22 protein-coding genes are annotated in these 23,912 nt (G+C 68.9%); 1 reads left to right on the top strand and 21 read right to left on the bottom strand.

Annotation, left to right across the window (positions count from 1 at the left end; translation table 11 throughout):
* Positions 1 to 6 precede the first annotated feature (6 nt).
* The 4 genes from OG707_RS11670 to OG707_RS11685 form a co-directional block, all read right to left on the bottom strand.
* Positions 7 to 1,701 (bottom strand): LCP family protein, encoded by a 1,695-nt coding sequence (locus OG707_RS11670; protein ID WP_329117182.1) that lies wholly within the window; start codon positions 1,699 to 1,701, stop codon positions 7 to 9.
* Between the two features lie 19 nt (positions 1,702 to 1,720).
* Positions 1,721 to 2,317 carry a nicotinate-nucleotide adenylyltransferase gene (nadD, locus tag OG707_RS11675; RefSeq protein ID WP_329117184.1) on the bottom strand — a complete coding sequence of 199 codons (597 nt, stop codon included), beginning with the start codon at positions 2,315 to 2,317 and terminating at the stop codon, positions 1,721 to 1,723.
* A gap of 38 nt (positions 2,318 to 2,355) precedes the next feature.
* Positions 2,356 to 2,517, bottom strand: a complete 162-nt coding sequence (locus OG707_RS11680; protein ID WP_329117186.1) for a hypothetical protein — start codon at positions 2,515 to 2,517, stop codon at positions 2,356 to 2,358.
* 83 nt (positions 2,518 to 2,600) lie between these two features.
* Entirely contained in the window at positions 2,601 to 2,744 is a 144-nt protein-coding gene (locus OG707_RS11685; protein ID WP_329117188.1) for a hypothetical protein, read from the bottom strand.
* Positions 2,745 to 2,871: 127 nt separating this feature from the next.
* Here OG707_RS11685 and OG707_RS11690 point away from each other — a divergent pair, with 127 nt between their 5' ends.
* A complete protein-coding gene (locus OG707_RS11690) occupies positions 2,872 to 4,002 on the top strand; it encodes a M48 family metallopeptidase (RefSeq protein WP_329117191.1) in 1,131 nt (376 codons plus the stop codon).
* On the opposite strand, the gene OG707_RS11695 is transcribed toward OG707_RS11690, so the two are convergent.
* From OG707_RS11695 to rplU, 17 genes are all read right to left on the bottom strand, one after another.
* Positions 3,965 to 5,053, bottom strand: coding sequence for an SCO2583 family membrane protein (locus tag OG707_RS11695; protein ID WP_329117193.1), 1,089 nt, complete (start codon positions 5,051 to 5,053; stop codon positions 3,965 to 3,967). The genes OG707_RS11690 and OG707_RS11695 overlap by 38 nt on opposite strands.
* A gap of 78 nt (positions 5,054 to 5,131) precedes the next feature.
* Positions 5,132 to 5,683 carry an SCO2584 family spore wall biosynthesis protein gene (locus OG707_RS11700; RefSeq protein WP_329117195.1) on the bottom strand — a complete coding sequence of 184 codons (552 nt, stop codon included), beginning with the start codon at positions 5,681 to 5,683 and terminating at the stop codon, positions 5,132 to 5,134.
* A gap of 69 nt (positions 5,684 to 5,752) precedes the next feature.
* A complete protein-coding gene (locus OG707_RS11705; RefSeq protein WP_329117197.1) occupies positions 5,753 to 7,036 on the bottom strand; it encodes a glutamate-5-semialdehyde dehydrogenase in 1,284 nt (427 codons plus the stop codon).
* A 75-nt stretch (positions 7,037 to 7,111) separates the two neighbouring features.
* Complete coding sequence (locus OG707_RS11710; RefSeq protein WP_329117200.1) at positions 7,112 to 7,597, bottom strand: hypothetical protein; 486 nt, start codon at positions 7,595 to 7,597, stop codon at positions 7,112 to 7,114.
* A 129-nt stretch (positions 7,598 to 7,726) separates the two neighbouring features.
* Positions 7,727 to 8,854, bottom strand: coding sequence for a glutamate 5-kinase (proB, locus tag OG707_RS11715; protein WP_329117202.1), 1,128 nt, complete (start codon positions 8,852 to 8,854; stop codon positions 7,727 to 7,729).
* Positions 8,855 to 8,952: 98 nt separating this feature from the next.
* On the bottom strand, positions 8,953 to 9,558 hold the full coding sequence (gene rfbC / locus OG707_RS11720; RefSeq protein WP_329117204.1) for a dTDP-4-dehydrorhamnose 3,5-epimerase: 606 nt from the start codon (positions 9,556 to 9,558) through the stop codon (positions 8,953 to 8,955).
* A 63-nt stretch (positions 9,559 to 9,621) separates the two neighbouring features.
* On the bottom strand, positions 9,622 to 11,640 hold the full coding sequence (locus OG707_RS11725; RefSeq protein ID WP_329117205.1) for a glycosyltransferase family 2 protein: 2,019 nt from the start codon (positions 11,638 to 11,640) through the stop codon (positions 9,622 to 9,624).
* Positions 11,641 to 11,856: 216 nt separating this feature from the next.
* Complete coding sequence (locus tag OG707_RS11730; protein ID WP_329117207.1) at positions 11,857 to 12,723, bottom strand: hypothetical protein; 867 nt, start codon at positions 12,721 to 12,723, stop codon at positions 11,857 to 11,859.
* A gap of 123 nt (positions 12,724 to 12,846) precedes the next feature.
* The gene (gene rfbD, locus OG707_RS11735; RefSeq protein WP_329117209.1) at positions 12,847 to 13,725 is read right to left on the bottom strand and encodes a dTDP-4-dehydrorhamnose reductase; all 879 of its coding nucleotides are present in this window, start codon (positions 13,723 to 13,725) and stop codon (positions 12,847 to 12,849) included.
* A 43-nt stretch (positions 13,726 to 13,768) separates the two neighbouring features.
* Entirely contained in the window at positions 13,769 to 15,163 is a 1,395-nt protein-coding gene (locus OG707_RS11740; RefSeq protein ID WP_329117211.1) for a VCBS repeat-containing protein, read from the bottom strand.
* A gap of 128 nt (positions 15,164 to 15,291) precedes the next feature.
* Positions 15,292 to 16,278, bottom strand: a complete 987-nt coding sequence (gene rfbB / locus OG707_RS11745; protein ID WP_329117213.1) for a dTDP-glucose 4,6-dehydratase — start codon at positions 16,276 to 16,278, stop codon at positions 15,292 to 15,294.
* Entirely contained in the window at positions 16,275 to 17,342 is a 1,068-nt protein-coding gene (locus tag OG707_RS11750) for a glucose-1-phosphate thymidylyltransferase (RefSeq protein ID WP_329117215.1), read from the bottom strand. The genes rfbB and OG707_RS11750 overlap by 4 nt, the downstream gene beginning before the upstream one ends.
* A 143-nt stretch (positions 17,343 to 17,485) precedes the next feature.
* A complete protein-coding gene (locus OG707_RS11755; RefSeq protein ID WP_329117218.1) occupies positions 17,486 to 19,585 on the bottom strand; it encodes a hypothetical protein in 2,100 nt (699 codons plus the stop codon).
* A gap of 128 nt (positions 19,586 to 19,713) precedes the next feature.
* Positions 19,714 to 21,216: a bifunctional cytidylyltransferase/SDR family oxidoreductase gene (locus tag OG707_RS11760; protein ID WP_329117220.1), complete on the bottom strand. Its 1,503-nt coding sequence runs from the start codon at positions 21,214 to 21,216 to the stop codon at positions 19,714 to 19,716.
* Between the two features lie 222 nt (positions 21,217 to 21,438).
* A complete protein-coding gene (gene obgE / locus OG707_RS11765; protein ID WP_329117223.1) occupies positions 21,439 to 22,875 on the bottom strand; it encodes a GTPase ObgE in 1,437 nt (478 codons plus the stop codon).
* 152 nt (positions 22,876 to 23,027) lie between these two features.
* On the bottom strand, positions 23,028 to 23,291 hold the full coding sequence (gene rpmA / locus OG707_RS11770; RefSeq protein ID WP_329117224.1) for a 50S ribosomal protein L27: 264 nt from the start codon (positions 23,289 to 23,291) through the stop codon (positions 23,028 to 23,030).
* 16 nt (positions 23,292 to 23,307) lie between these two features.
* Complete coding sequence (rplU, locus tag OG707_RS11775) at positions 23,308 to 23,628, bottom strand: 50S ribosomal protein L21 (protein WP_329117225.1); 321 nt, start codon at positions 23,626 to 23,628, stop codon at positions 23,308 to 23,310.
* Positions 23,629 to 23,912: the final 284 nt, after the last annotated feature.

Here is a 23,912-nt window from a genome sequence, read left to right on the forward strand (position 1 = left end):
GACCCGTCAGGAAGTATTGATCTTGTAATCCTGGCCGAGCACCACCATGACGTCGGCGGTCGTGGCGACCGTGCCCTTCTTGACCGCGCCGGTGGACAGACCCAGCGTCTTGGCGACCTCTTCCGCCTTCGCCTTGTCGGCCGCGTCACCATAGGTGACCTGCGAGGATGCCACCGAGCTCGCCTTGCCTCCGTCCACGAAGGCATAGCCGCCGTTGACGACCGTGATCCTCGCGGACTCCTTGGCGCCCGTCTTCCCGGTGGCGTCCTTGATGCCCACGCGGGTCGTCGAACTCTTCTCCGGAGCCTTCACCGCACCGCCCAGGATGTCCTTGACCACACTGCTGCTGGCGGCCTCGGTGAGCGTGCCGTCGGCCTGCACCGGCAGCAGCGCCGTCTTGTACGCGCCCTTCTTCGCGTGCTCGGCGAGCTTGGCCAGCGAGGCTCCCAGCTCCGCGTCCGTGAGGGACGGGTCGAGGACCTGGTTCAGGTTCTTGATCACGACCGTCGCGCCCGAGGGGACGGAGGTGAACTTCTTCAGCACGGCCTGCATGACCTGCCCGAAGCGCTGCAACTGCGCCACCTGGGCCTCGCCGGGCGCCCGGTAGGTGGCGTACGCGACGGCCATGGTGCCGCTCAGCGACTGGGCCTTGCCCTTCTTCACCACGGGCTGGTCGCCCTTCTTGGCGCCGGGCACGTCGGTGTCGGTGTCGACCTCGATGGAGCCGACCACCTCGACGAGGTTCTCCAGATACGGGGTGTCCAGCCGCCAGGTGCCGCCGATCTTCGCTCCGAAGAGCGTGCCGAGCGACTCCCTGGTGCCGTCGGAACCGTCGTCGTCGACCGACTTGCCGAGCGTCGTGGAGGTGCCGTCGTCGTTCGCCACCATGAGCGAGTTGGGGAGCAGGACGGCGCTGCCCTGCTGGGTGGTGACGTTGTCGACGAGCAGCAGCGAGGAGGTGAAGCCGCTCTTGAGGTCGTGCAGGTCCACCACGATCAGATCACGCTTCTGCGCGCCCGAGGCGGTCGTGCCCTTGTCGTCCTTGGATCCGCCCGACAGGCCGGGGATCTTGTCCGCGTACCAGAGATAGCCGACGCCGCCGACGACCAGCAGCGCCATCACCACGATCAGCGAGGTGACGCGGTTGCGGCCGCGGCGCTTGGCCTCCTCGCGCCGCTCGGAGCGGCTCTCGGTGAACGCGAGCCAGTCGATGACGTCCTCGGAGTCCTCGTCGGGCTCTTCTATGAAGTCGAACTGGCCGGTCTCGTACTCGCGGCTGCCGGGGGCGGGCCGCCGCTGCTCGGGCACGGTCGGCTGCGGGGCGGGCGGGGCCTGTTGGGGCCGCTGCGGCTGCTGCTGCGGTTGCTGCTGCGGGGGCGCGGCCCACTGCTGGGTGGTGTCGACCGCGGGCTGCTGGCCGGTGCCGTAGTCCTGGCCGTAGGCGTCGTACCCCGGCTGCTGGTACGGCTGTTGGGGCGACCGGGGCTGCTGCTGTTGCGGCTGCTGCGGCTGGGCGTACGGGTCGTAGCCGTACCCCTGCTGCGGCTGTTGCTGCGGCGGGGCCGGGGGCTGCTGCGGCTGCTGCTGCCCGTACGGGTCGTAGCTCTGGTACACCGGCTGCCCGTACTCGTCGTACCCGACGAGCTGCATCGGCTGCCCGTACTGGTCGTACTGGACATACGGGTTCTGTCGGTCGTTCAACGGTGCCCCTCTCCGCGGTTCATTCGCCGCGGTACAGCTGGCGCTTGTCGATGTAGCGCACCACACCGTCCGGAACCAGGTACCAGACCGGATCGCCCTGGGCGACCCTCGCCCTGCAGTCCGTCGACGAGATCGCCAGTGCCGGCACCTCCACCAGGGAGACACCGCCCTCCGGCAGTCCGTCGTCGGTCAGGACGTGACCGGGCCTGGTCACGCCGATGAAGTGGGCGAGCGCGAAGAGCTGTTCCGCGTCCCGCCAGGTCAGGATCTGGGAGAGCGCGTCGGCACCGGTGATGAAGAACAGGTCCGCGTCGGTGTTGGCGTCGCGCAGATCCCGCAGGGTGTCGTGGGTGTACGTCGGCCCGCCGCGGTCGATGTCGATGCGGCTGACCGAGAACTGCGGGTTCGACGCCGTCGCGATGACCGTCATCAGATAGCGGTCCTCGGCCGGGGACACCGCCTTGTGGCTCTTCTGCCACGGCTGTCCCGTCGGTACGAACACCACCTCGTCGAGGTGGAACTGCGAAGCCACCTCGCTGGCGGCCACCAGGTGCCCGTGGTGGATCGGGTCGAAAGTCCCGCCCATCACGCCGAGACGCCTCTTCTGCTCTCCCATGCGTGCAGACCCTACTGGTCCTTGCTGAGGAGCAGGAATCAGCGGTCGCGGTTGAAGCGGGTGGTGATCCACAGAAGGAGGATCAGAGCGACGAAGGCGCCACCGCCTGTGATGTAGGGGCTGAGCGATTCGTGGTTTCCGCCCTTTTCGGCACCCTCTGCGAGGGAGACCAGGTGTGCGGTGGTGGTGTGGAGGCTCATCGGCAGGACCTATCCGGGAGTCGGAGCGGGAACTTCAACTTCGGCACATCGTATGCGGGCCCTGTGGGCACGCTCACGCCGACTCAGTCGTTCTTGCGGTATCCGCGCAGCAGAATCCAGGCGAGCAGCCCAGCTCCGACAATCGAGACGACGAGCACAACCCGGATCACATTGCCCGGACCCTGCGAATCGGATGCGGCCGCAAGCAGCGCCAACTGGTCTGACATGTCGGGTGTGCCTCTCAGAGTTTGTCCACAGCCCCCGGCCCAACGGTAGACCCAGGGCATACGCTGAAGGCCGTCAGGGGGACGAGCAAGGACTCGCAGGCAGCTCGACGACATGAGGGGGACACCGATGACCGACGACACCAATGGCACCGGCGACAGCAGCGACAACGTACCGAGCAGGCAGCGCAAACGCTTCCCTGGCATCTCCTCGCGCGCCTACGAGCACCCCGCGGACCGCTCGGCCCTCGTGGCGCTGCGCAAGCTCACCGGCTTCGACACGGTCTTCAAGGCGCTCAGTGGCCTGCTGCCCGAGCGGAGCCTGCGGCTGCTCTTCCTCTCCGACTCGGTGCGGGTGAGCGACGCCCAGTTCGCGCACCTCAACCACATGCTGCGGGACGCCTGTTACATCCTGGACCTGGAGAAGGTCCCGCCGATGTACGTCACGCAGAACCCGCAGCCCAACGCCATGTGCATCGGTCTGGACGAGCCGATCATCGTGGTCACGACGGGCCTGGTCGAGCTGCTCGACGAGGAGGAGATGCGCGCGGTCGTCGGCCACGAGGTCGGCCACGCCCTCTCCGGGCACTCGGTGTACCGCACGATCCTGCTGTTCCTCACCAACCTCGCGCTCAAGGTCGCGTGGATCCCCCTCGGCAATGTCGCGATCATGGCGATCGTGACGGCACTGCGCGAGTGGTTCCGCAAGTCCGAACTCTCCGCGGACCGCGCCGGGCTGCTGGTCGGCCAGGACCTCAAGGCGTCGATGCGCGGGCTGATGAAGATCGCCGGCGGCAACCATCTGCACGAGATGAACGTGGACGCGTTCCTGGAGCAGGCCGAGGAGTACGAGGCGGGCGGCGATCTGCGCGACTCCGTGCTGAAGATCCTCAACGTCCTGCCGCGCACCCACCCCTTCACCACCGTGCGCGCCGCCGAGCTGAAGAAGTGGGCGGAGAGCCGCGACTTCCAGCGGATCATGGACGGGCACTACCCGCGGCGCGACGCGGACAAGGACACCTCGGTCTCGGACTCCTTCCGCCAGTCGGCGTCCAGTTACGCCAATGACGTACGCAACTCCAAGGACCCGCTGATGAAGCTGGTCGGCGACATAGCGGGCGGTACGGCGGACATCGGCGGCAAGCTGCGCGGCAAGTTCACCGGCGGCGGGTCGTCGGGCTCGGCGGGCTCCGCGAAGGACCAGGCCAGGAGCGACGACGACACTACGAATGACGAGGAGCCGGGCTCGGCTGGGAGCTAGGTGACAGGGTCCCGCACAGCGAGGCGGTGGCCTGTCCGGTGGCGTAGGGATCGGTGCCCGCCGGTCCCTGGGCCGTCGCCTGCTGGCCCGCGAGCAGCGGCCTGAGCACGGCGGCCGCATCCGCGGAGCAGGCCTGCGGACCGGCCTGTACGTAGGCGATCTGGAGCTCCGCCCGGTGCTGGCGCAGGTCCTCCTGGTCGAAGCGGAAGTGCAGTTCGCGGCGGACGGTGAACAGCGAGACGCCTGTCGCGGACCCGGTCCCCGCACCGGCGGGCTGCAGCGCGTAGGTGAAGGTGTGGTCCGCGACGACCTCCAGCTCCCCCGCGCCCACGTCGGTGTAGCTCAGCGTTCCCTGCACCCGCACTTTGTCGGCGAGCGTCACCTTCGACGGGTCGAAGCGCACCAGCCAGCCGGTCGCCGCATGACGCCCGTCGTCGGAGGGCGAGGCGAAGCTCTGGTCGAACTGGTCGAACTGGTCCGGGTCGAGCAGCATCCGCACCGGACGCACCACGCCGCCGATGAGCACGTCGGGGTCGAGCGAGGACTCCACGATGTAGTCCTTGGCGGTGGTCAGCGCCGTCGTCACCTGGCTGTCCGCGAAGTGGTCGGTCCGCCGCACCGCGGGCAGATTGACGCCCTCGGCGCCGATCCTGAACTGGGCGGCGGGGCTGCGCGCGAAGAGGTCGGCGGCGCTGCCGCCCTGCACCGTCTGCTGGGGTGCCAGGGGTATCACCGTCATCCGGGCGGGCTCGGCCTTCGCGGTCTCCGGCGCCTGGTAGGGGTGGCGTACACCCATGTAGATCGCCGTACCGAAGGCGATCAGCAGCAGCACCACGAGCAGAGCCGCCTGCTTCGGTCCGCTGCGCAGCGAGAACGCGGAGCGGCTGCGCACGGCCCGCGCGTGCTGGCCCATCCGCTCCTGCGCGGAGAACTCCTGCAGCCGGGCAGCGCGGACGAACGATTCGTCGAAGACCACGGACCGGTACTCGTCCTCGCCACCGCTCGGGAGGCCTTCAGGTGTCCCCTCGGGTGGCTCTCCACGCCCCGTCATACCTTCAGAGTAGGTCGCGGAACGGGAAGGTAAACGCCCTGGTACACGACAAGTTCGGACGAGTTCTCACGCCGCTGCTCAGGGGGTGCGCGGGACGGCCGAGACCGCGGGCACCGAGTAGTCCGCGGACGCCGAAGGAGCGGCCGCTCCCGGCGTATCGATACCGCTCGATGCGGGCAGGGGCGGCACCTGGCTGTCACGGCCGGCGGCAGCCCCCCGGTAGACCGCGGCGAAGGCCAGCGCGACCATCCCCACGCCCAGCACGAGGGCCAGCATCCAGGCGATCGGCCGGTGCCAGCGGGCCGAGCCGCGGTAGGGGCGCAGAGCGCCGCCGTGCCGCCCGTAGGGACCCGCCTCCGGGGCACCCAGCTCCCCCGTGGTGTACGCGTCGTAGCCGGGGCCGTGGCGGTAGTCGTCGTAGGGGTCGTCGTCGCCGGATATCCCGCCCGCGCGCGCCCGCGCCGCCTCGGCCGCGGCGCGCGCCTCGGCGGCTGCCAACAGGCGCTCCACGGCGCTCGGTTCATGTATCGCGGCGGCCCGTACGAACTCCTCGTCGAACACCACGGAGGCGAATTCGTCGTCCGCGCCCCCGCGGTCGTCGTCGGGCCTGTTCCCCACGTCGTCCGGCACGGATTCAGAGTAGACCGGGACGGGCGTTTTGGGCAGGGAGAGTACGAACTTGCCCCCCGGGCATGCCCGTTACCTGATGTGGCCGTCCCCGGTCACGATGTACTTCGTCGAGGTCAGCTCGGGCAGCCCCATCGGCCCCCGCGCGTGCAGCTTCTGCGTGGAGATCCCGATCTCCGCCCCGAACCCGAACTGCCCGCCGTCGGTGAACCGTGTCGAGGCGTTTACCGCGACTGTCGTCGAGTCCACGAGCTGGGTGAAGCGCCGCGCCGCCTGCTGCGAGGTGGTGACGATCGCCTCCGTGTGCCCCGAGGTCCACAGCCGGATGTGGTGCACGGCCGCCTCCAGCGAGTCGACCACGGCCGCCGCGATGTCGTACGACAGGTACTCGGTCTCCCAGTCCTCGGCGGTGGCCGCCACCACGGTCGCCTTGGAGCCCTCGGCGTACGGCATGACCCGCTCGTCCGCGTGCACGGTCACCCCCGCCTCGGCCAGCGCGTCCAGCGCCCGCGGCAGGAACGCTTCGGCGATGTCCTGGTGGACCAGGAGCGTCTCGGCCGCGTTGCAGACCGACGGCCGCTGCGCCTTGGAGTTCACCAGGATCGCGATGGCCATGTCGATGTCGGCGGCGGCGTCCACGTACACATGGCAGTTGCCGGTGCCGGTCTCGATGACCGGGACGGTCGACTGCTCGACGACGGTACGGATCAGGGAGGCGCCCCCGCGCGGAATGAGCACGTCCACCATGCCGCGGGCGCGCATCAACTCCCCCACGGATTCCCGGGATTCACCCGGCACCAGCTGTACGGCGTCGGCGGGCAGCCCGGAGCCGCCGACGGCGTCGCGCAGCACCCGTACGAGAGCCGTGTTGGAGGCGTACGCGGACGACGAGCCCCGCAGGAGCACCGCGTTGCCGGACTTCAGGCAGAGCGCCGCCGCGTCGACGGTGACATTGGGCCGGGCCTCGTAGATGATCCCGACGACGCCGAGCGGCACGCGCACCTGGCGCAGGTCGATGCCGTTGGGCAGCGTGGAGCCGCGCACCACCTCGCCCACCGGGTCGGGCAGCGCCGCCACGTCGCGCACATCGGCCGCGATGGCGCGAATGCGCTCAGGGGTGAGGGTCAGGCGGTCGACGACCGTCTCGCTGGTCCCCGCGGCCCGCGCCTTCTCGACGTCGGCCGCGTTGGCCTCGACGATCTCGGCGGTCCGCACCTCCAGCGCGTCCGCCATCGCCAGCAGGGCGTCGTCCTTGGCGGAGCGCGGAAGCGGCGCGAGGTCGGCCGCGGCGGCGCGGGCGCGGTAGGCGGCCTGGATGACCGGGGACTGGTCGGAGAGCGGCGAGAGCGAGGTCATGACCGCAGACTAATGCGCCCGCTCCGGCCGTCCGACCGCAATCCCAGCCTCCGAGACAGTCGCTGGGACAGCCCCTCAGAAGGGGTGGACACCGACCGGCGCCGCCGGCGGCGGTCCGTACCCCTCCGCGATCCGCTGGTGGTACGTCTCGCGGTCGATGACCTCGAGCCCGACGATCTTCCACGGCGGCAGCTGCGCGGTCTGCCGGTGCTCGCCCCACAACCGCAGCGCGACGGCCGCGGCGTCGTGCAGATCCCGCGCCTCTTCCCAGTAGCGGATCTCCGCATGATCGCCTGCGTACCGGCTGGTCAGCAGGAACGGGTGGTCGTGCGCGAGCTGTTCGAGGCCGCGCCTGACCTCCTTGAGCGGCGCCTCCGCACCGGAGACGCTCAGCGTGATGTGCCACAGCTTGGACAGCACTGTGGAATCCACGGACTCCCCCCGCACGCCCTCGTCGGGCTCGGACTGCGGGTTCTCGTCGAAGTCGGTCCCCGCACCGACGCTGGTCAGGGTCCGCTCCCCGGCCCCTCGGGGCGGTGACCCCGGGCGCGCTCGTCTCACCGGCGGCCTCCTGTGCTGCTGCGTCGTGGCGTGTTGCTTCTGCCCCCGAGACAAAGTTGACCAGTCCGACGGGGGTCGCGGGGCGGTTTCCGTAAAGGTTCCTGTCAGAAGGCTGGACTTTCAGCCGTTTCAGGGCTTCAACAGCACCAGATCGTCCCTGTGTACGACTTCGCGCTCGTACGCCGGACCGAGTTCCTTCGCCAGGTCCCGGGTCGAGCGGCCGAGCAGCTGGGGCAGCTCCTTGGCGTCGAAGTTGACCAGGCCGCGGGCGATCGCCCGTCCCTCGGTGTCGCGCAGCTCGACGGGGTCGCCGGCGCTGAACTCGCCCTCGACGGCGGCGATTCCGGCCGGCAGCAGCGAGGAGTGCCGCTCGACGACGGCCCGTACCGCCCCGTCGTCCAAGGTCAGGGCGCCCTGCGGCGTCGAGGCGTGCTGCAGCCAGAGCAGCCGGTCGCCGGAGCGGCGGCCGGTACGCAGGAAGTACGTACCCGTGGAGCGGCCCGCGAGCGCGTCGCCGGCCTGCGAGGCCGAGGTCAGAACGACCGGGATGCCGGCGGCTGCCGCGATCCGTGCGGCCTCCACCTTGGTGACCATGCCGCCGGTGCCGACTCCGGCCTTGCCCGCGGCGCCGATGGAGACGTGTGCGATGGATTCGGGGCCCGCGACCTCGTCGATGCGGGTCGTACCGGGTTTGGCCGGATCGCCGTCGTAGAGACCGTCCACGTCGGAGAGCAGGACCAGCAGGTCGGCGCGGACGAGATGGGCGACGAGGGCGGCGAGACGGTCGTTGTCGCCGAACCGGATCTCGTCGGTCGCGACCGTGTCGTTCTCGTTGACGATCGGCAGCGCGCCCATGGCCAGGAGCTGGTCCAGGGTCCGGTAGGCGTTGCGGTAGTGGGCGCGGCGGCTGGTGTCGTCACTGGTGAGGAGCACCTGGCCGACCCGGACCCCGTACCGCGCGAAGGAGGCGGTGTAGCGGGCGACGAGCAGCCCCTGACCGACGCTGGCGGCGGCCTGCTGGCGGGCGAGGTCCTTGGGCCGGCGGGTCAGTCCCAGCGGGGCGAGCCCGGCGGCGATGGCGCCGCTGGAGACCAGCAGGATCTCCTTCTCGCCGCCGCTGCGGGCCTTCGCGAGTGCGTCGACGAGCGCGTCCACGCGGTCGGCGTCGAGCCCGCCGGACGCGGTGGTGAGGGACGAGGAGCCGACCTTGACGACGATCCTGCGGGCGTCAGCGACACCCTGCCTTGCGCCTGCCACCGCGATTGCCCCGTCCCTGCTTGTACGTCCCTGAGTCCCGGCCAGCAGCGTACGTGAGGCTGCGGGCCGGGTGCTCGGGGTTATCAGAGGGTGGGACGTCAGCGGTTGGGACGGTTCTTCAGCTGCGTACGGAAGGACACGCAGTCCTCGTACTTCGGCAGCAGCCCCTGCGCCTCGGCCTCGGCGAGGGTCGGCGCCTGCTCGTCCTTCGGCGACAGGAGCGGCTCGATGCCCTCCGGCCACTCGATGGCCAGGTCGGCGTCGAGCGGATGGAGGCCGTGCTCGCGGGTGGGTGCGTACCCCTCGGAGCAGAGGTAGACGACCGTCGCGTCGTCGGTCAGCGCGAAGAAGGCGTGACCGAGACCCTCGGAGAGGTAGACCGCGTGGTGGGTCTCGTCGTCGAGGCGGACGATCTCCCACTGCTTGTACGTCGGGGAGCCGACCCGGATGTCGACGATGACGTCCAGGACCGCGCCGCGCACGCACTTGACGTACTTGGCCTGGCTCGGCGGGACGTCCGCGAAGTGGATGCCGCGCAGGGTGCCCCGCTTGGAGACCGAGCAGTTGGCCTGGACGAGGTCGAGGTCCTGGCCGGTGGCCTCACGGAAGTCCGCACCGCGGAACCACTCGTGGAAGCTGCCGCGGTCGTCGGGGAAGACCTTCGGCTCGTGGACCCAGGCGCCTTCGATGGACAGTGCTCGCATGATGTGTCGCGCTTTCGTCAGTACGTGATTCGTCAGTACGTGAATCGGGGGCGAGTGGGGACGCTACTTGGTGAGCGTGCGCTTGACACGCCCAGCCACACGCCGCAGCAGTGAGCGCTTCTTGCGCGCGGCCTTGCGGGCGGCCTCCGCCTTGGCGGCCTTCGCGGCAGCGGCCGCGGCGGCCTTCGCCTCCTTGGCCGCGGCGTTGACGGCCTCGGTCGTGGTGAGGGCTGCGGTGCCGTCGGCCGCGACGTCCAGCGCGACGGGCAGGACCGTCCAGCGCGGCTCGCCGCGCTTGGCGGACGGCAGGCCCAGTTCGATGCGCACCTGCCGGCCCGCGAGACCCTCGGCGGGCAGGGCGGCGGAGAGCTCGGCGCTGTTCCCGCCGGGCGCAAGAGTCGCGTCCGCCTCGACCGCCTTGCCGTCCAACGGGGACTTGAACCGCACCTTCACGGCCTCGGTCTCCGCGACCTCCAGCCGGATCGGCAGCGTGATGCGGCCGCCGTCGAGCGTGACGTCCTGCGGGGTGATCTCCCGGACGTCGCGGTCGAACTTGCTGGTGGAGTGGTCGACGTCGAGCGAGAGGTTGCCGGGTCCCTCGGTCCAGTACGGCAGGACGAGCCGGCGCGGCTCCCCGCCGAGCGTGCCCCGGCGGGCGGACTCGGCGGCCTCACCGCGTACCGAACCGAGCCGGGTCTCCTTGGTCCAGCCGGAGGCGGTGATACGGATGACCACGTCCCAGATGCCGTCCCCGAGAGGGACGCCCTTGGCCGCTGTCAGCGGGTCGACCGACGCCTCGGCACGCAGCACGAGCCGGAAGGAGCCGTCGTCGGCGGTCTGCCGCTCGGGGGTGCAGTCGACGGGCTGGAAGAACTCGGCCGCCGTGGGCCGCTCCCGTACGACGAGATCGACGCGGGCGCTCTTCAGCGAGACGGGGATGTCGATGCCGAGCGCGGTCAGCGCCTCGAGCCGGTCCTTGCCGTCCTCGTCGCTGCGGAAGGTGAGCGGGGCCGCGTCCTCCGCCTCCCCCGCCTGGTACTCGGCGGTGAAGGCGATCCGCAGCACGCCGCCGTCCCACTCCAGGCCCTTGAGCCGGCCGGTGGGCCGCACCTGGGCCTCGAAGCGGGCGAGTTCCTCGACGTCGGCGAGCCGGTCGGCGACGACGAGCGCGGCGACGGCCTGCTGCTGGGGGTTCATCCCGGCCGCGACACCCGGGCCGAAGCGCTCGGTGACGACGGAGTGGATCTCGGCGAAGAGCTCCCTGCGGAAGTCCTCGTCGACATTGAGCAGACGCCTTCCGCGCAGCCGCTCGACCATCTCGTTGCGCAGCCAGCGGCGGTAGAGCTTGTCGCGCAGCGGGCCGGGCTCGGTGTGCCGCTCGACGACGTCGAGGGCCTCGCGGAGGTTCTTGAAGTAGCCGACCGGGTCGAAGCGCTGGAAGCCGGCGTTCGAGGCGTCCTCGCGCTTGATGTGGTAGTAGCAGAGGTAGTCGCTCAGGACCGAGACGTTCGAGGCCAGCAGGTACGCCTCGGCGACGAAGACATGGTCCTCCAGGCGCCGGCGGCCCTCCATGAAGCGCAGGTTGTTCCGGTCGAGGAACTCCTTGCGGAACATCTTGTGCGGGGTGAGGCTGTCGATCAGCGGGGCGTTGTCGACCGTGGCGTGCGGGCGGTTCTCGCGGAAGAGCTCCAGCGGTACGGGACGGCCCTTGCCCGCCATCTTGCCGACGATGACATCGGCCTTGTTGGCGACGCCGTACTCGTACATCCGCTCCAGGGCCTCGTCGCCGAGCCAGTCGTCGTTGTCGACGAACATCACGAACTCGCCCTGGGCGGCGGCGATTCCGGCGTTCCTGGGCTTCCCGGACCAGCCGGAGGCCTCCTGGTGGATGACGTGCATGTGCGGGTACTCGGCGGCGAGCGCGTCCAGCCGGGCAGGGGTCGCATCCGTCGAGCCGTCGTTCACGAAGATCGCTTCGTACTCGACGTCCGGCAGGCTCTGGCGGAGCAGCGAGGCGATGCAGTCCTCGACGTACTCCCCCGGGTTGTAGACCGGAATGACCACGCTCACCTTGACGGCCATGCAGAAACCTCATCTGGATTCAGGGATTCGGCGTCGATCACATCAATGACGCCCCGCACATGATATATGGCGCAGGTGTTCCTGAAACGATGAGTCGTTCGACCGGACGAGGGGGCCGGACCCGGCGGGACCGGACAGGACCGGGGCACGGCAAGGGGCGGCGAACCCGGCCCTTCGGCCTGGATTTCGCCGCCCCTTCAGAGGGTGCGCAAGCGACTACCCCTTGACGCCTTCCTCGCTGTAACGGGTCTTGAGAATCCGCTTCTTGTTCGTGCCTTCCGCGTTCTTCCCCTTCTCGATGATCACGAGATTGTGGTAGAAGTGCATGCTCACGATGTTGAGATCCGTATACGACGGCTCATAGTCGGCGTCGACGAACTCCTCGTAATTCAGGCCGTCCGCGAGACGCTTCAGCAGCCCCATGCTCGTATTCGGGGCATTCCGGTCGTCACTGCCCTCCCATTCCGGCCAGTAGGACGACTGCGTGTCCTCGACGGCGTAAATTCCACCGTCCTTGAGCAGAGGAAAGAGCGTCTCGAACGACGTGATGACGTGCGGGCTGCGGTGGCTGCCGTCGTCGATGATGACGTCGAGCGTCCCGATCTTGGCGGCGATGCCGGTCAGCGAACCGGGGTCCGACTGGTCGCCGATGAACGTCGTGACGCGGTCCTCGTCGACATGCGACTTGTCCTGGATGTCCATGCCGAAGATCTGCGCATTCGGGAAGAAGTGCTTCCACATACGCAGCGAGGCGCCACCCTGACCGGCACGGTTGTAACCGCCGATACCGATTTCCAGCAGGTTGAACGAGTCGTTCTTCAGGTGCTGCAGATGACGCTGGTAATGCTGCGCGTACCGGTGTCCGCCCCACTTGTCCGTCTTGAAGTGGGCGGCGAGCTTGCACAGGTCGTCCGAGATGGCGGCGACACCCGTCGGCTTGGGTGCCGGACGCGGTGCCGGGGCCGGGGCTCCGGACAACTTGCGCTTGTATCGGCGGAGCGCCTTCCAGCCCTTCTCGCCGACAACAGCCCTGACGGTTTTCTTTACGGTCGAACGAGCCGGCATCGTGCTGATCTCCTTCACGCAAAGCACTCGATGAGGTGGGCGCGACGGAGCAACGGGAACGGCCGCCCTCGCGCAAAAGTCAACTGGCTTAATTTCGCAAGAACTTACTGCGTGAGAGGGCCGTCCGTAAACACCTGCAGGTCAGCTGTTTGTGCGGAGTCCCGGCATCGCCTGTCGCAGAGCTGTGGACCAGTCCTGAATCGGCTCGATTCCCGCCTCCGCCCACCGGTCGTGCCCCAGCACGCTGTACGCGGGCCGCGGAGCCGGCCGCACAAAAGCCGCACTGGTGGTCGGGCGGACCCGCTCGGGGTCGGCGCCCAGCGCCTCGAAAATGGCCCGGGTGAAGCCGAACCAGGTCGTCTCGCCGCTGCTGGTGCCATGGTAGACACCGGCCGGCGCGGTCCCCGCGAGGGCGCCCCGGCCCAGCAGGACCAGGCGGTCGGCCAGATCGGCGGTCCAGGTCGGCTGGCCGCGCTGGTCGTCCACGACGTCCAAGGTGTCCTTGATGCCTTCGAGCTTGATCATCGTACGGACGAAGTTGGGGCCGCCCGCCCCGTACAGCCAGGCTGTACGGACCACGTAACCGGCCTCGGGGAGCAGTTCGAGCACGGCCTGCTCCCCCGCCAGCTTGGTGCGCCCGTAGGCGCTGCGCGGGCCCGTGGGGGCGTCCTCCGGGTACGGCTTCTCGCCGTCGCCCGCGAAGACGTAGTCCGTGGAGACCTGGAGCAGGACGACGCCCTGCTCCGCGCATGCCTCGGCGAGGCGCCGCGGACCGTCTCCGTTGATCCGCAGCGCCTCGTCCTCACGGGTCTCGGCGTCGTCCACCGCCGTCCAGGCGGCGCAGTTCACCACGACGGCCGGGCGGTGCTCGGCCAGGGCGGCGCGTACGGCGGCCGCGTCCGTGATGTCGAGCGCCGCGCGGTCCAGACCCACGGCCTGCTCGCCGTCCTCGGCCAGCCGGGCCAGGACGTCCTGTCCGAGCATTCCGCCCGCTCCGGTGATCAACCAGCTGCCGCTCATACTGCTCCGCTCTCCGTCATTCCGTTTACCGCACTGAGCCTAGTCAGCCCAGGACGTACCCGAACCACGTCTTCGTGGCGGGTGCCCCGATCCCCTTCGGTCCGAAGAGCAGCGCGGCGTCGGTGGTGATGCCCTCCGGGCGTCCGCGCAGCAGCCAGGCCGCGCCGTTCCACGCGTCCTCGCCGGCGGCCGAGGCGGCCAGGTCCGCGTAGCCGTTGCCGTTGATGTCGACGAGGTGGACCGCATAGCCGAAGCGGTCCCCCTTCTCGGCGGCGCCGGGAACGGCCGCGGTGTCCTGGTTGAAGGCCTGCGATCCGGTCCCGCTCAGCCCGCTCTTCGAACCCTTCAGCAGGGTCACGGCGCCCGTGTCGGCGATGGTGCCGATCGCCTCGCCGGGCGCGCCCACCGCCACGTCATCGATGCCGTCGCCGGTCACGTCGCCGACGGCGATCGAGCTGCCGAAGCCGTCTGCGCCCTCGTTGGCTCCCGGGACGCCAGGCGAGTTCTGGTCGATCCTCTTCACAGCAGTGCCGAGGCCCGACGTGGACCCGTAGGCGACCTGGACGGCGCCGTTCACGTCTCCGGCGACGAAGTCGTCGAAGCCGTCGCCGTTCACATCACCCAGCGCGGCCGTGCCGTTGGCCCAGTAGGTCGGGCCATCGGACTTCTTGGCCAGTCCGGTCGCGCTGCCGTACAAGAGGTACGTGCTGTCGGTCCCCTCGCCGGAGTACGCACCGACCGCGAGGTCCGCGTAACCGTCGTGGTCGACGTCCCCGCTCGAGGCCGACTGGATCTCGGTGGCGCTGATCGAGTCGTCGCCGAAGGCCGCCGTCCTGGTGGGCTTGCCGGCCCGCGAGATCGGTCCGTACCAGATCACCGACTGCGTCCCGGACGGGTCGTCGTGCCCGGCGTGCGTGGTGCGGAAGAGCGCCACGTCCGTCTTGCCGTCGCCGTTGAAGTCGCCGACCTGGGAGAGCGAGCGGTAGTTCGGTACGGAGGTGCCGCTGGACAGCCCGCTCGGGGAGCCCCAGACGATGACAGAGTCCTCGCCGCCGATGCCGCTGATGACGAGGTCGGCGTAGCCGTCGCCGTCCAGGTCACCGTGCGAGAGGGCGTACCCGAAGCCCACGCCCTCCTCCGGGTTGCCCGGGATTCCGGTCGTGGCGCGGCTGATCACGACGCGGCTCGTGGTGGACAGACCGTGCGGGCCGCCGTACATCACCGCCGCGTACCCGGCGTCGGCCAGACCGCTCACCGTGCCTCGGGTGCCGCTGACGGCGAGGTCCGCGTACCCGTCACCGTTGAAGTCGTCCTGTACGGAGGCCTTGACCGCCGGGGCCGCGGAAGCCGTTCCCGTACCGCCGACGGCCAGCAGGCCCACCAGGCCCCCGACCACCCCAACTGCCAGGACCGACAGCCGAGTTCGCCTCTTGTTCATGGTGCAGCCTTCCCCTGTCATGTGCGTGTACGCACAAACAGACTCGCCGGGGCGGAAGTTGGTTGCACGGAACATGAATGCAATCTTCCGCCCCGGCGGGCGGGGGTCCTTCAGTGGTCGCGCGTCGGCTAGAGAGCGGCGCGCTCCTTCAGCGGCTCCCACCAGGCGCGGTTGTCGCGGTACCACTGCACCGTCTCGGCCAGGCCCTGCTCGAAGCTCTTGCGCGGGACGTAACCGAGCTCCTCGCGGATCTTGGTGCAGTCCACCGAGTAGCGGCGGTCGTGGCCCTTGCGGTCCTCGACGTACTCCACGCTCTCGTCCCAGTTCGCGCCGCACGCGTCGAGCAGCAGCCCGGTGAGCTCCTTGTTGGAGAGCTCGGTGCCGCCGCCGATGTTGTAGACCTCGCCGGCGCGGCCCTTGGTACGGACCAGCTCGATGCCCTGGACGTGGTCGTCGATGTGCAGCCAGTCGCGGACGTTGGCGCCGTCGCCGTACAGCGGGACCTTCTTGCCGTCCAGCAGGTTCGTCACGAAGAGGGGGATGACCTTCTCCGGGAAGTGGTGGTGCCCGTAGTTGTTGGAGCAGCGGGTCACCCGCACGTCGAGACCGTGCGTGCGGTGGTACGACAGCGCGATCAGGTCGCTGGAGGCCTTCGCCGAGGAGTACGGCGAGTTCGGCTCGAGCGGGTGGGTCTCGGGCCAGGAGCCCTCGTCGATCGACCCGTAGACCTCGTCCGTGGAGATGTGCACGAAGGTCTTGATGCCGGCCCGGTGGGCGGCGTCGATCAGGGTGTGGGTGCCCACGACGTTCGTACGGACGAACTCCGCGCCCCCGTCGATGGAGCGGTCGACGTGCGACTCGGCGGCGAAGTGCACCACCTGGTCGTGCTCGGCCATCAGCTTGCCGACGAGCTCGGGGTCGCAGATGTCGCCCTCGACGAAGGCGAAGCCCTCGTGGTCGCGGACCTCGTCGAGGTTGGCCGGATTGCCGGCGTAGGTGAGCTTGTCGAGCACCGTGATCGCCACGTCGCCCGGGCCCTCGGCGCCGAGAACCGTACGGACGTAGTGCGAGCCGATGAAACCGGCTCCGCCGGTCACCAGAATCTTTGTCGTCATGAAGAGATCTGCACCTTGCTGTGGTCGCCGAGCACGAGTCGGTGGGCTGCGGGGTTACGGGGAGCGGGGGTCACCTCGACGTCGCGGCCGATGAGCGAGGCCTCGACGCGGCGCACGCCCGTGATGGAGGCGCGCGCCAGGACGATGGAGTACTCGATCTCGCTGTCCTCGATCCGGCACCCCTCCGAGACGGAGGTGAACGGACCGACGTACGCGTCACTGATCACGGTGTCCGCACCGATGATCGCGGGTCCGACGATGCGCGAACCGCTGACCTTGGCCCCGGCCTCGACCCGGACGCGGCCGATGATCTCGCTGGTCTCGTCGACGGTGCCCTCGATCACGGGCTCCACGGTCTCCAGGACGGACCGGTTGACCTCCAGCATGTCGGTGACATTGCCGGTGTCCTTCCAGTACCCGGAGATGGTGGTGGAGCGGACGTCGCGCTGTTCGTCGATCAGCCACTGGATGGCGTGCGTGATCTCCAGCTCGCCGCGCCAGGACGGCTCGATGGACCGTACGGCCTCGTGGATCGCCGGGGTGAAGAGGTAGACGCCGACCAGCGCCAGGTCGCTCTTGGGGACCTTCGGCTTCTCCTCCAGGGCCACCACACGGCCGTCGGCGTCGAGCTCGGCGACACCGAAGGAGGTGGGGTTGGGGACCTTGGTGAGAAGGATCTGGGCGGCCGGGCGGTCGGCGCGGAAGCCCTCGACCAGTCCGGTGATGCCGCCGACGATGAAGTTGTCACCGAGGTACATCACGAAGTCGTCGTCGCCCAGGAAGTCCTTGGCGATCAGTACGGCGTGGGCCAGGCCCAGCGGCGCGTCCTGCGGGATGTAGGTGACCTTCACACCGAAGCGCGAGCCGTCACCGACGGCCTCGCGGATCTCGTCGGCCGTGTCGCCGACGACGATCCCGATCTCGGTGATGCCCGCGTCGGCGATGGCCTCGATGCCGTAGAAGAGCACCGGCTTGTTGGCCACCGGCACGAGCTGCTTGGCCGAGGTGTGCGTGATGGGGCGCAGGCGGGTGCCCGCCCCGCCGGAGAGTATGAGTGCCTTCACGATTTCCCGTTCCGATGAGCAGTTCTGGCCGGACAGTCGAGGTCCTTTGGGCGAATCTTATCCGTCGCGCGTTTGAACAGCCTGTGGCCGCCCTCGCAGAGAGCGAGGACGGCCACAGAGAGTGACGAAAGGTGACGTTACGGTCAGCCCGCCACGGCCGTGTCGACGTCGGTCTCGTCCGAGTCGTTCAGCCCGGGAGCCGCCGACGGATCACCGGTGCGCTGGGCAACGCCCTGGTTGCGCGCCTCGGCCCTGACGACCAGCGCCCGTACCGCGGCGTTGTACTGCTCGATCGAGGTCGGCTCGTCGGGGCCCAGCAGATACTGCTTCAGCTCGCGCCGCTCGTCCGCCATCGGGTCGGCGGCCGAGTCGGTGATCGCGCCGAGGAACTCCCCGATCTCTTCTGCCGAGTTGGAGAGGACGACCGCTGCCCGGACCGCGGTGTTCTGCCGCTTGAACTCCGCCTCGCCGAGCTCCGCGGAGTCGGTGACCGCGTACGGCTTGCCGCTCGCGATGAAGTCGGACACCACGCTGGAGATGTCCGAGACCATGCCGTCCGACTCGTTGAAGCAGTCGTACAGCGCAGGTCCCGCACCGGTGACGACCTTGTGCTCCCACCAGCCGAAGGAGCGCCAGTACGCGTCGTTCCACTGGCCCTTCAGCCGGGCGATCTCCGCCTCGCGCTCCGGGTCGACCTTCGCGTCCCGCGACTCCTCGGCCTCGTCGCCCGCCGTACGGCCCGTGCCGCCGGTCAGCTCGGCCAGCAGGGCGTCGATCCGGGCCAGGTCGGCCTTGGCCGCGTCCCGCTCGCTCTGCCCGGCCTCGGACTCCTTGGCCCAGCGGGCGTCGGCGGCGCGATCGGCGGCGGCCTTCTCCACCATGGCGGTGATACGGGCGTGGGCGGCCCCCGCCTTGGCGTTGACGGTGCCGGTGAAGGGGTGCGGCTTGTACAGCACGCGGACGGGCTGCTCGGCCTCCAGGAGCCGCCGGACGATGTTCTCGCCGGCCAGGATCAGGGAGGTGTTGCCGGGCTGGTTGTCCCAGCCCTCCCAGGTGGGTGCGTACAGCACGGTCGGGACGGGGTTCCCGGGCTTGCCGCTCCAGGTCTTGATGGGCGCCAGCTGCGGGCGGCCCACCTCGACGATGTCCTCGTCGCGCACACCGACGTCGGCCAGCGCGTACCGGTCGCGGCCGGCCCGGCCCGCGGTCCACACCTCGTCGTACGCCTTGCTGAACGGGTTGACGCTGGCGAGCTTGTCGCTGTCGCCGTGCCCGATGAAGACGTGCTTCATGGTGGGCACCCGGAGCAGGTGGATGTTCTTGCCGACGTTGGCCGCGTACAGCGCGACGCGCACCGTCGAGAGGTTCATGTTCATCAGGTGCACCCCGCCCGGCACACAGACGACCGGCACGGAGGTCGAGGCGAGCTGCGGGACGATATTGCGCTCGCGCAGGATGACCAGCGGCTTCCCGTCGGTCTTCGCCATCGTCTCGAGCCACATGTTGACCTGGTAAGCGGAGTCCTTGGAGCCGGAGAAGTACAGCGCCACGGTCGGCTTGTACGAGGCCAGCCACTTGTCCAGGGCCTTCAGCACCTTGGTGTCGCCGGGCACCAGACGGCTCTTGCGGATGTTCGGCAGCAGTATGGCGATGTAGAGCGCCCCGCAGCCGAGGGTGGCGATGATGCCGACGTACCCGAAGGTGTGGTTGCCGCTCTGGGCGGCGATCAGCAGCCCGACCACCGCGAAGATGTCGAGGTAGAGCATCTTCTCGGCCGCGCGGAACAGCAGCCGCTGCGGCGGGGCGTCGGGGATGCGCAGACCCGCGAGGTCCACGTTCCGGGTGACCACCGGCATGGTGCGGCGGAGCCGGATGAGGGTGGTCAGGGTGCCGTGTGCCGCCTGGATGCCGTAGAAGATCAGGAAGCAGGCGACCGCCGCGTAGTAGACGTTCGCCTCGGCGAGGTCCAGGCGCGCGAGCAGCAGGACGAGCAGCAGCTCACGCAGCAGGAACCGGATCGACAGCCCGGCCCGGACCTTGGCCAGACGGTTGATGAGATAGCTGCCGCGGTAGTGCAGATACCAGTCGCCTATGTACGTCGCAGCAGTGGCAGCTGCGAAAAACCAGATGTTCGGAATCAGTGCGGCGATCATCACGCACGGATAGCCGAGCACCATGAGGATCGCGGCGGCGAGCTCTGCGCCGCTGCCCACACGGGCCATTCGGATGGCTGACGAGATCACGAAGAAACCTGCTCCAGTGGGGTCACACTTTGTGGGATATGTGAAGGTGGAGCTTCACGAATTCGGGCCTCTGCGATGCGCGCGGATAGCGATCACAGAGGCCCGACTAATTCATAATTCAGCGATTATTACACATCGCCCTGACGGTCCAGGACCGAGGCCAGCGCAGCTTCGAAGTCCGACGTCTCGCTCGCCTCGCGCGTCGGGTCCTGCTGCCGTACGTCGATGACGTGGCCGGTGAGCTCGGAGAGCAGCACGTCCAGAGAAGTCCTGGCCACCGCCTCGGAGGACAGCAGCGAACCCTCGGGCTCCTGGCCGAAGGCCTTGGTGCGCATGGGGGTCGCGGTCCGCTCGGGGTTGACGCAGTTGACGCGGATGTCGTCGCCCGCCCACTCGTCGGCCAGCGCCTGGGTCAGGTTGACCATGGCGGCCTTGGTGGAGGAGTACAGGCTGTACTCGGCGCGGCCGCGCGTGTAACTGGAGGACGTGTAGAGCAGCAGCTGGCCCTTGGTCTCGGCCAGGTACTTGTACGAGGCACGGGCGATCTGCACCGGCGCCAGGTAATTGACCCGCAGCGCCTCCTCGATGGTGGCGTTGTCGGTCTCGGCGAGCTTGCCGATGCGCAGGACGCCCGCGGTGTTGACGACGAAGTCGACGCGGCCGGTCTCGGCGTACGCCTTGGAGAGCGCGTCGTCGACGTGCTCCGGGTTGTCGACGTGCGTGCCGGTGGTGGAGCGGCCGAGCGCGTAGACGCTGGCGCCGTAGTTCTTGGCGAGCTCCGCGATGTCCGCGCCGATGCCGTACGAACCGCCGAAGACGACCAGCGTCTTGCCGGCGAGCAGCTCGCGGTAGGCGGCCTCGTCGGCCTGGCGGGGGGCGGCGGTGGAGGCCAGCTGGAACAGCTTGTCGGCGATGAAGACGTCGACGGGCTGGGTGACCTTCATGTTGTACTCGTCGCCCGCGACGACGTAGATCGGCACGTCGGGGAGGTACTTGAGCACCACGGTGCAGTCGTCGGTCGCCTGGAAGTTCGGGTCGCCGTCGGCGATCTCGTACGCCCTGCGGATCGTCGAGAGCTTGAAGGCCTGCGGGGTCTGGCCGCGGCGCAGACGCGAGCGGTCGGGGACCTCGGTGATGAACTCGCCGTCCTCACCGTGCGTACGCGTCACGATGATCGTGTCCGCGGACGGGATGGCGACGTCGACGGCCTGGTAGCGCTCCAGCGCCTCCACGCAGTCCTTGATGACACGCTGCGACAGCAGCGGACGGACCGCGTCGTGGAAGAGGACGTTGCGGTCCTCGCCCTCCGCGAGACCCTCGCCGAGGGCCGCGATGGCACGCTCGGTGGTCTCGTTACGGGTCGAGCCGCCTTCGATGATCCGCGTGACCTTGGTCAGACCGGCCTTGGCGACGATCTTCTCGATGTCCGGCACATAGCCCGGGGCCATGAGCACGATGACGTCGTCGATGTCTTCCGCGTTCTGGAAGATCGTCAGCGTGTGCTCGATGACAGCCTTGCCGGCGATCTTCAGCAGCTGCTTGGGGATGGACAGACCCACGCGCTGACCGGTACCACCGGCGAGCACGACTGCTGTAGTGCGGGGCTTGGTTGCTTTGTGCTGCACAGACACAGACGACCTACCTTGCGATGACTAGGGAACAAGTGTGATGGTCGCACTCTCCGTGACCGTCTCGCAAGGCGGACGCCGTCCGCCCACAACCCCCGCGATACCGGGCGTTCACTCCCAGGTCAGGACAGTGCCGGTCCATCACCGCGACGGGGCGTGACCGATGCCACAGCCCCGGATGCCCGACCCGACGAGAACGAGCCGGACATCCGGGGCAAACGGCACCTAGAAGGGCTTGAAGTCGTCGTACTCCTGCTGCGCCTCGTCCCGCTCCGCCTCGCGGTCGCGACGGCGCGTGGCCGCGGGGCGCGGCGCTTCGAGGCGGTGGTCCTCGCCACGACGGCCCAGCATTTCGGCGCCGGCCGTCATCGACGGCTCCCAGTCGAACACCACGGAATTCTCGTCCGTACCGATGGCAACGCCGTCGCCGGACTTCGCACCGGCCTTGAGCAGCTCGGTCTCGACACCGAGACGGTTGAGGCGGTCCGCGAGATAGCCGACGGCCTCGTCGTTGTTGAAGTCGGTCTGGCGCACCCAGCGCTCCGGCTTCTCGCCGCGCACCCGGTAGATGCCTTCCTCGTCCAGCTTGACGGTGAAGCCCGCGTCGTCCACGGCCTTGGGCCGGATGACGATACGAGTCGTCTCGTCGAGGGGCTTGGCCGCACGCGCCTCGGCGATGATGCCAGCGAGCGCGAAGGACAGCTCCTTCAGACCCGTCCGTGCAACGGCCGACGCCTCGAATACCTGGTAGCCGCGGGCCTCCAGATCGGGCCGGATCATCTCGGCGAGATCCTTGCCGTCGGGAATGTCGATCTTGTTGAGCACCACAATGCGCGGCCGGTCCTCGAGCCCGCCGTACTGCTTCAGCTCGGCCTCGATGACATCGAGGTCCGAGACCGGGTCGCGCTCCGACTCAAGAGTCGCCGTGTCCAGTACGTGCACGAGCACCGAGCAGCGCTCCACGTGCCGCAGGAACTCAAGACCGAGCCCCTTGCCCTGGCTGGCGCCCGGGATGAGCCCAGGAACGTCGGCGATGGTGTAAACGGTCGACCCCGCGGTCACGACGCCCAGGTTCGGAACGAGCGTCGTGAACGGATAGTCGGCGATCTTCGGCTTGGCAGCGCTCAGTACGGAAATGAGCGAAGACTTGCCCGCACTCGGGTAGCCCACCAGCGCGACGTCGGCGACGGTCTTGAGCTCGAGGACGATGTCCCGGGACTCCCCCGGCTCACCCAGCAGCGCAAACCCGGGCGCCTTGCGCCGGGCGGAGGCCAGCGCACGGTTGCCGAGCCCGCCGCGCCCGCCCTGCCCCGCGACGAAGACGGTCCCCTGCCCGACCAGGTCGGCCAGTACGTTGCCGTCCTTGTCGAGGACAACGGTCCCGTCCGGCACCGGCAGCACCAGGTCCTGACCGTCCTTGCCGGAGCGGTTGTCACCGGCGCCGGGCTGGCCGTTGGTGGCCTTGCGGTGCGGTGAGTGGTGGTAGTCGAGCAGCGTGGTCACGGCCTGCTCGACGACGAGGATCACATCGCCGCCCCGCCCGCCGTTCCCGCCGTCGGGCCCGCCGAGCGGGGTGAACTTCTCACGGTGTACGGAGGCGCAGCCGTGGCCTCCGTTACCCGCGGCGGCATGCAGCTCGACGCGGTCCACGAAGGTGGTCATGGGTGTGCCTCCAGGAACGGGGAAAACAGGGAAAACAGAATGTCTAACGTCTTAACACGACAAAGGCGGACCAGATTCCCGTTGCGCAGTGCGCAACGGGAAAACCTGGTCCGCCTTCGACTATCGCTCTACAGCAGTGACGCGGCCCGAAATCAGGCTGCGGCGACGACCGGAACGATGTTGACGACCTTGCGGCCACGGTGCGTGCCGAACTCGACCGCACCGGCGTTCAGCGCGAACAGGGTGTCGTCGCCACCGCGACCGACGCCCGTGCCCGGGTGGAAGTGGGTGCCGCGCTGGCGGACCAGGATCTCACCAGCAAGCACGACCTGACCGCCGAAGCGCTTCACGCCGAGCCGCTGAGCATTGGAATCGCGCCCGTTCCGAGTGGACGATGCGCCCTTCTTGTGTGCCATGTCTCAGTCCCTTCCCTTACTTCGCAGCCGCGGGGATACCGGTGACCTTGATCGCCGTGTACTGCTGACGGTGACCCTGGCGACGGCGGTAGCCGGTCTTGTTCTTGTAGCGGAGAATGTCGATCTTCTCGCCCTTGTGGTGGTCCACGACCTCGGCCGTGACCTTGATACCGGCCAGGACCCACGGGTCGCTGGTCACAGCGTCGCCGTCGACAACGAGCAGCGTAGAGAGCTCTACGGTGTCGCCAACCAGGGCGGTGGAAATCTTGTCAACCTCAACGATGTCGCCGACAGCAACCTTGTGCTGGCGACCACCGCTGCGCACGATGGCGTACACGCGGACTCTCTTTCGCTCGGAACCGGTACCTCTGATGCCAGCCGCCCGCGCAGGCCAGAAGCCCACGACAATCCGGATTGGATGAACGGCCTCCCCCGCAAGAATTGCCGGGAGGTGAGTTGCTCAAAGGGTGCGACGCTTAGGGAAACACGCCGACGGTCAAGGTTACGGGGCCCACGACAGGGGGTCAAACCGGCCCCGCCCCGACCGGCTCCCGCCGGCCTCACCAGGGCTCCGGCCCCCGAACCGCCGGTGGGCCGCCCCTCGGTTCGAGGAACGGCCCA

The organism is Streptomyces sp. NBC_01465 (genome assembly GCF_036227325.1).
Taxonomy (GTDB): Bacteria; Actinomycetota; Actinomycetes; order Streptomycetales; family Streptomycetaceae; genus Streptomyces.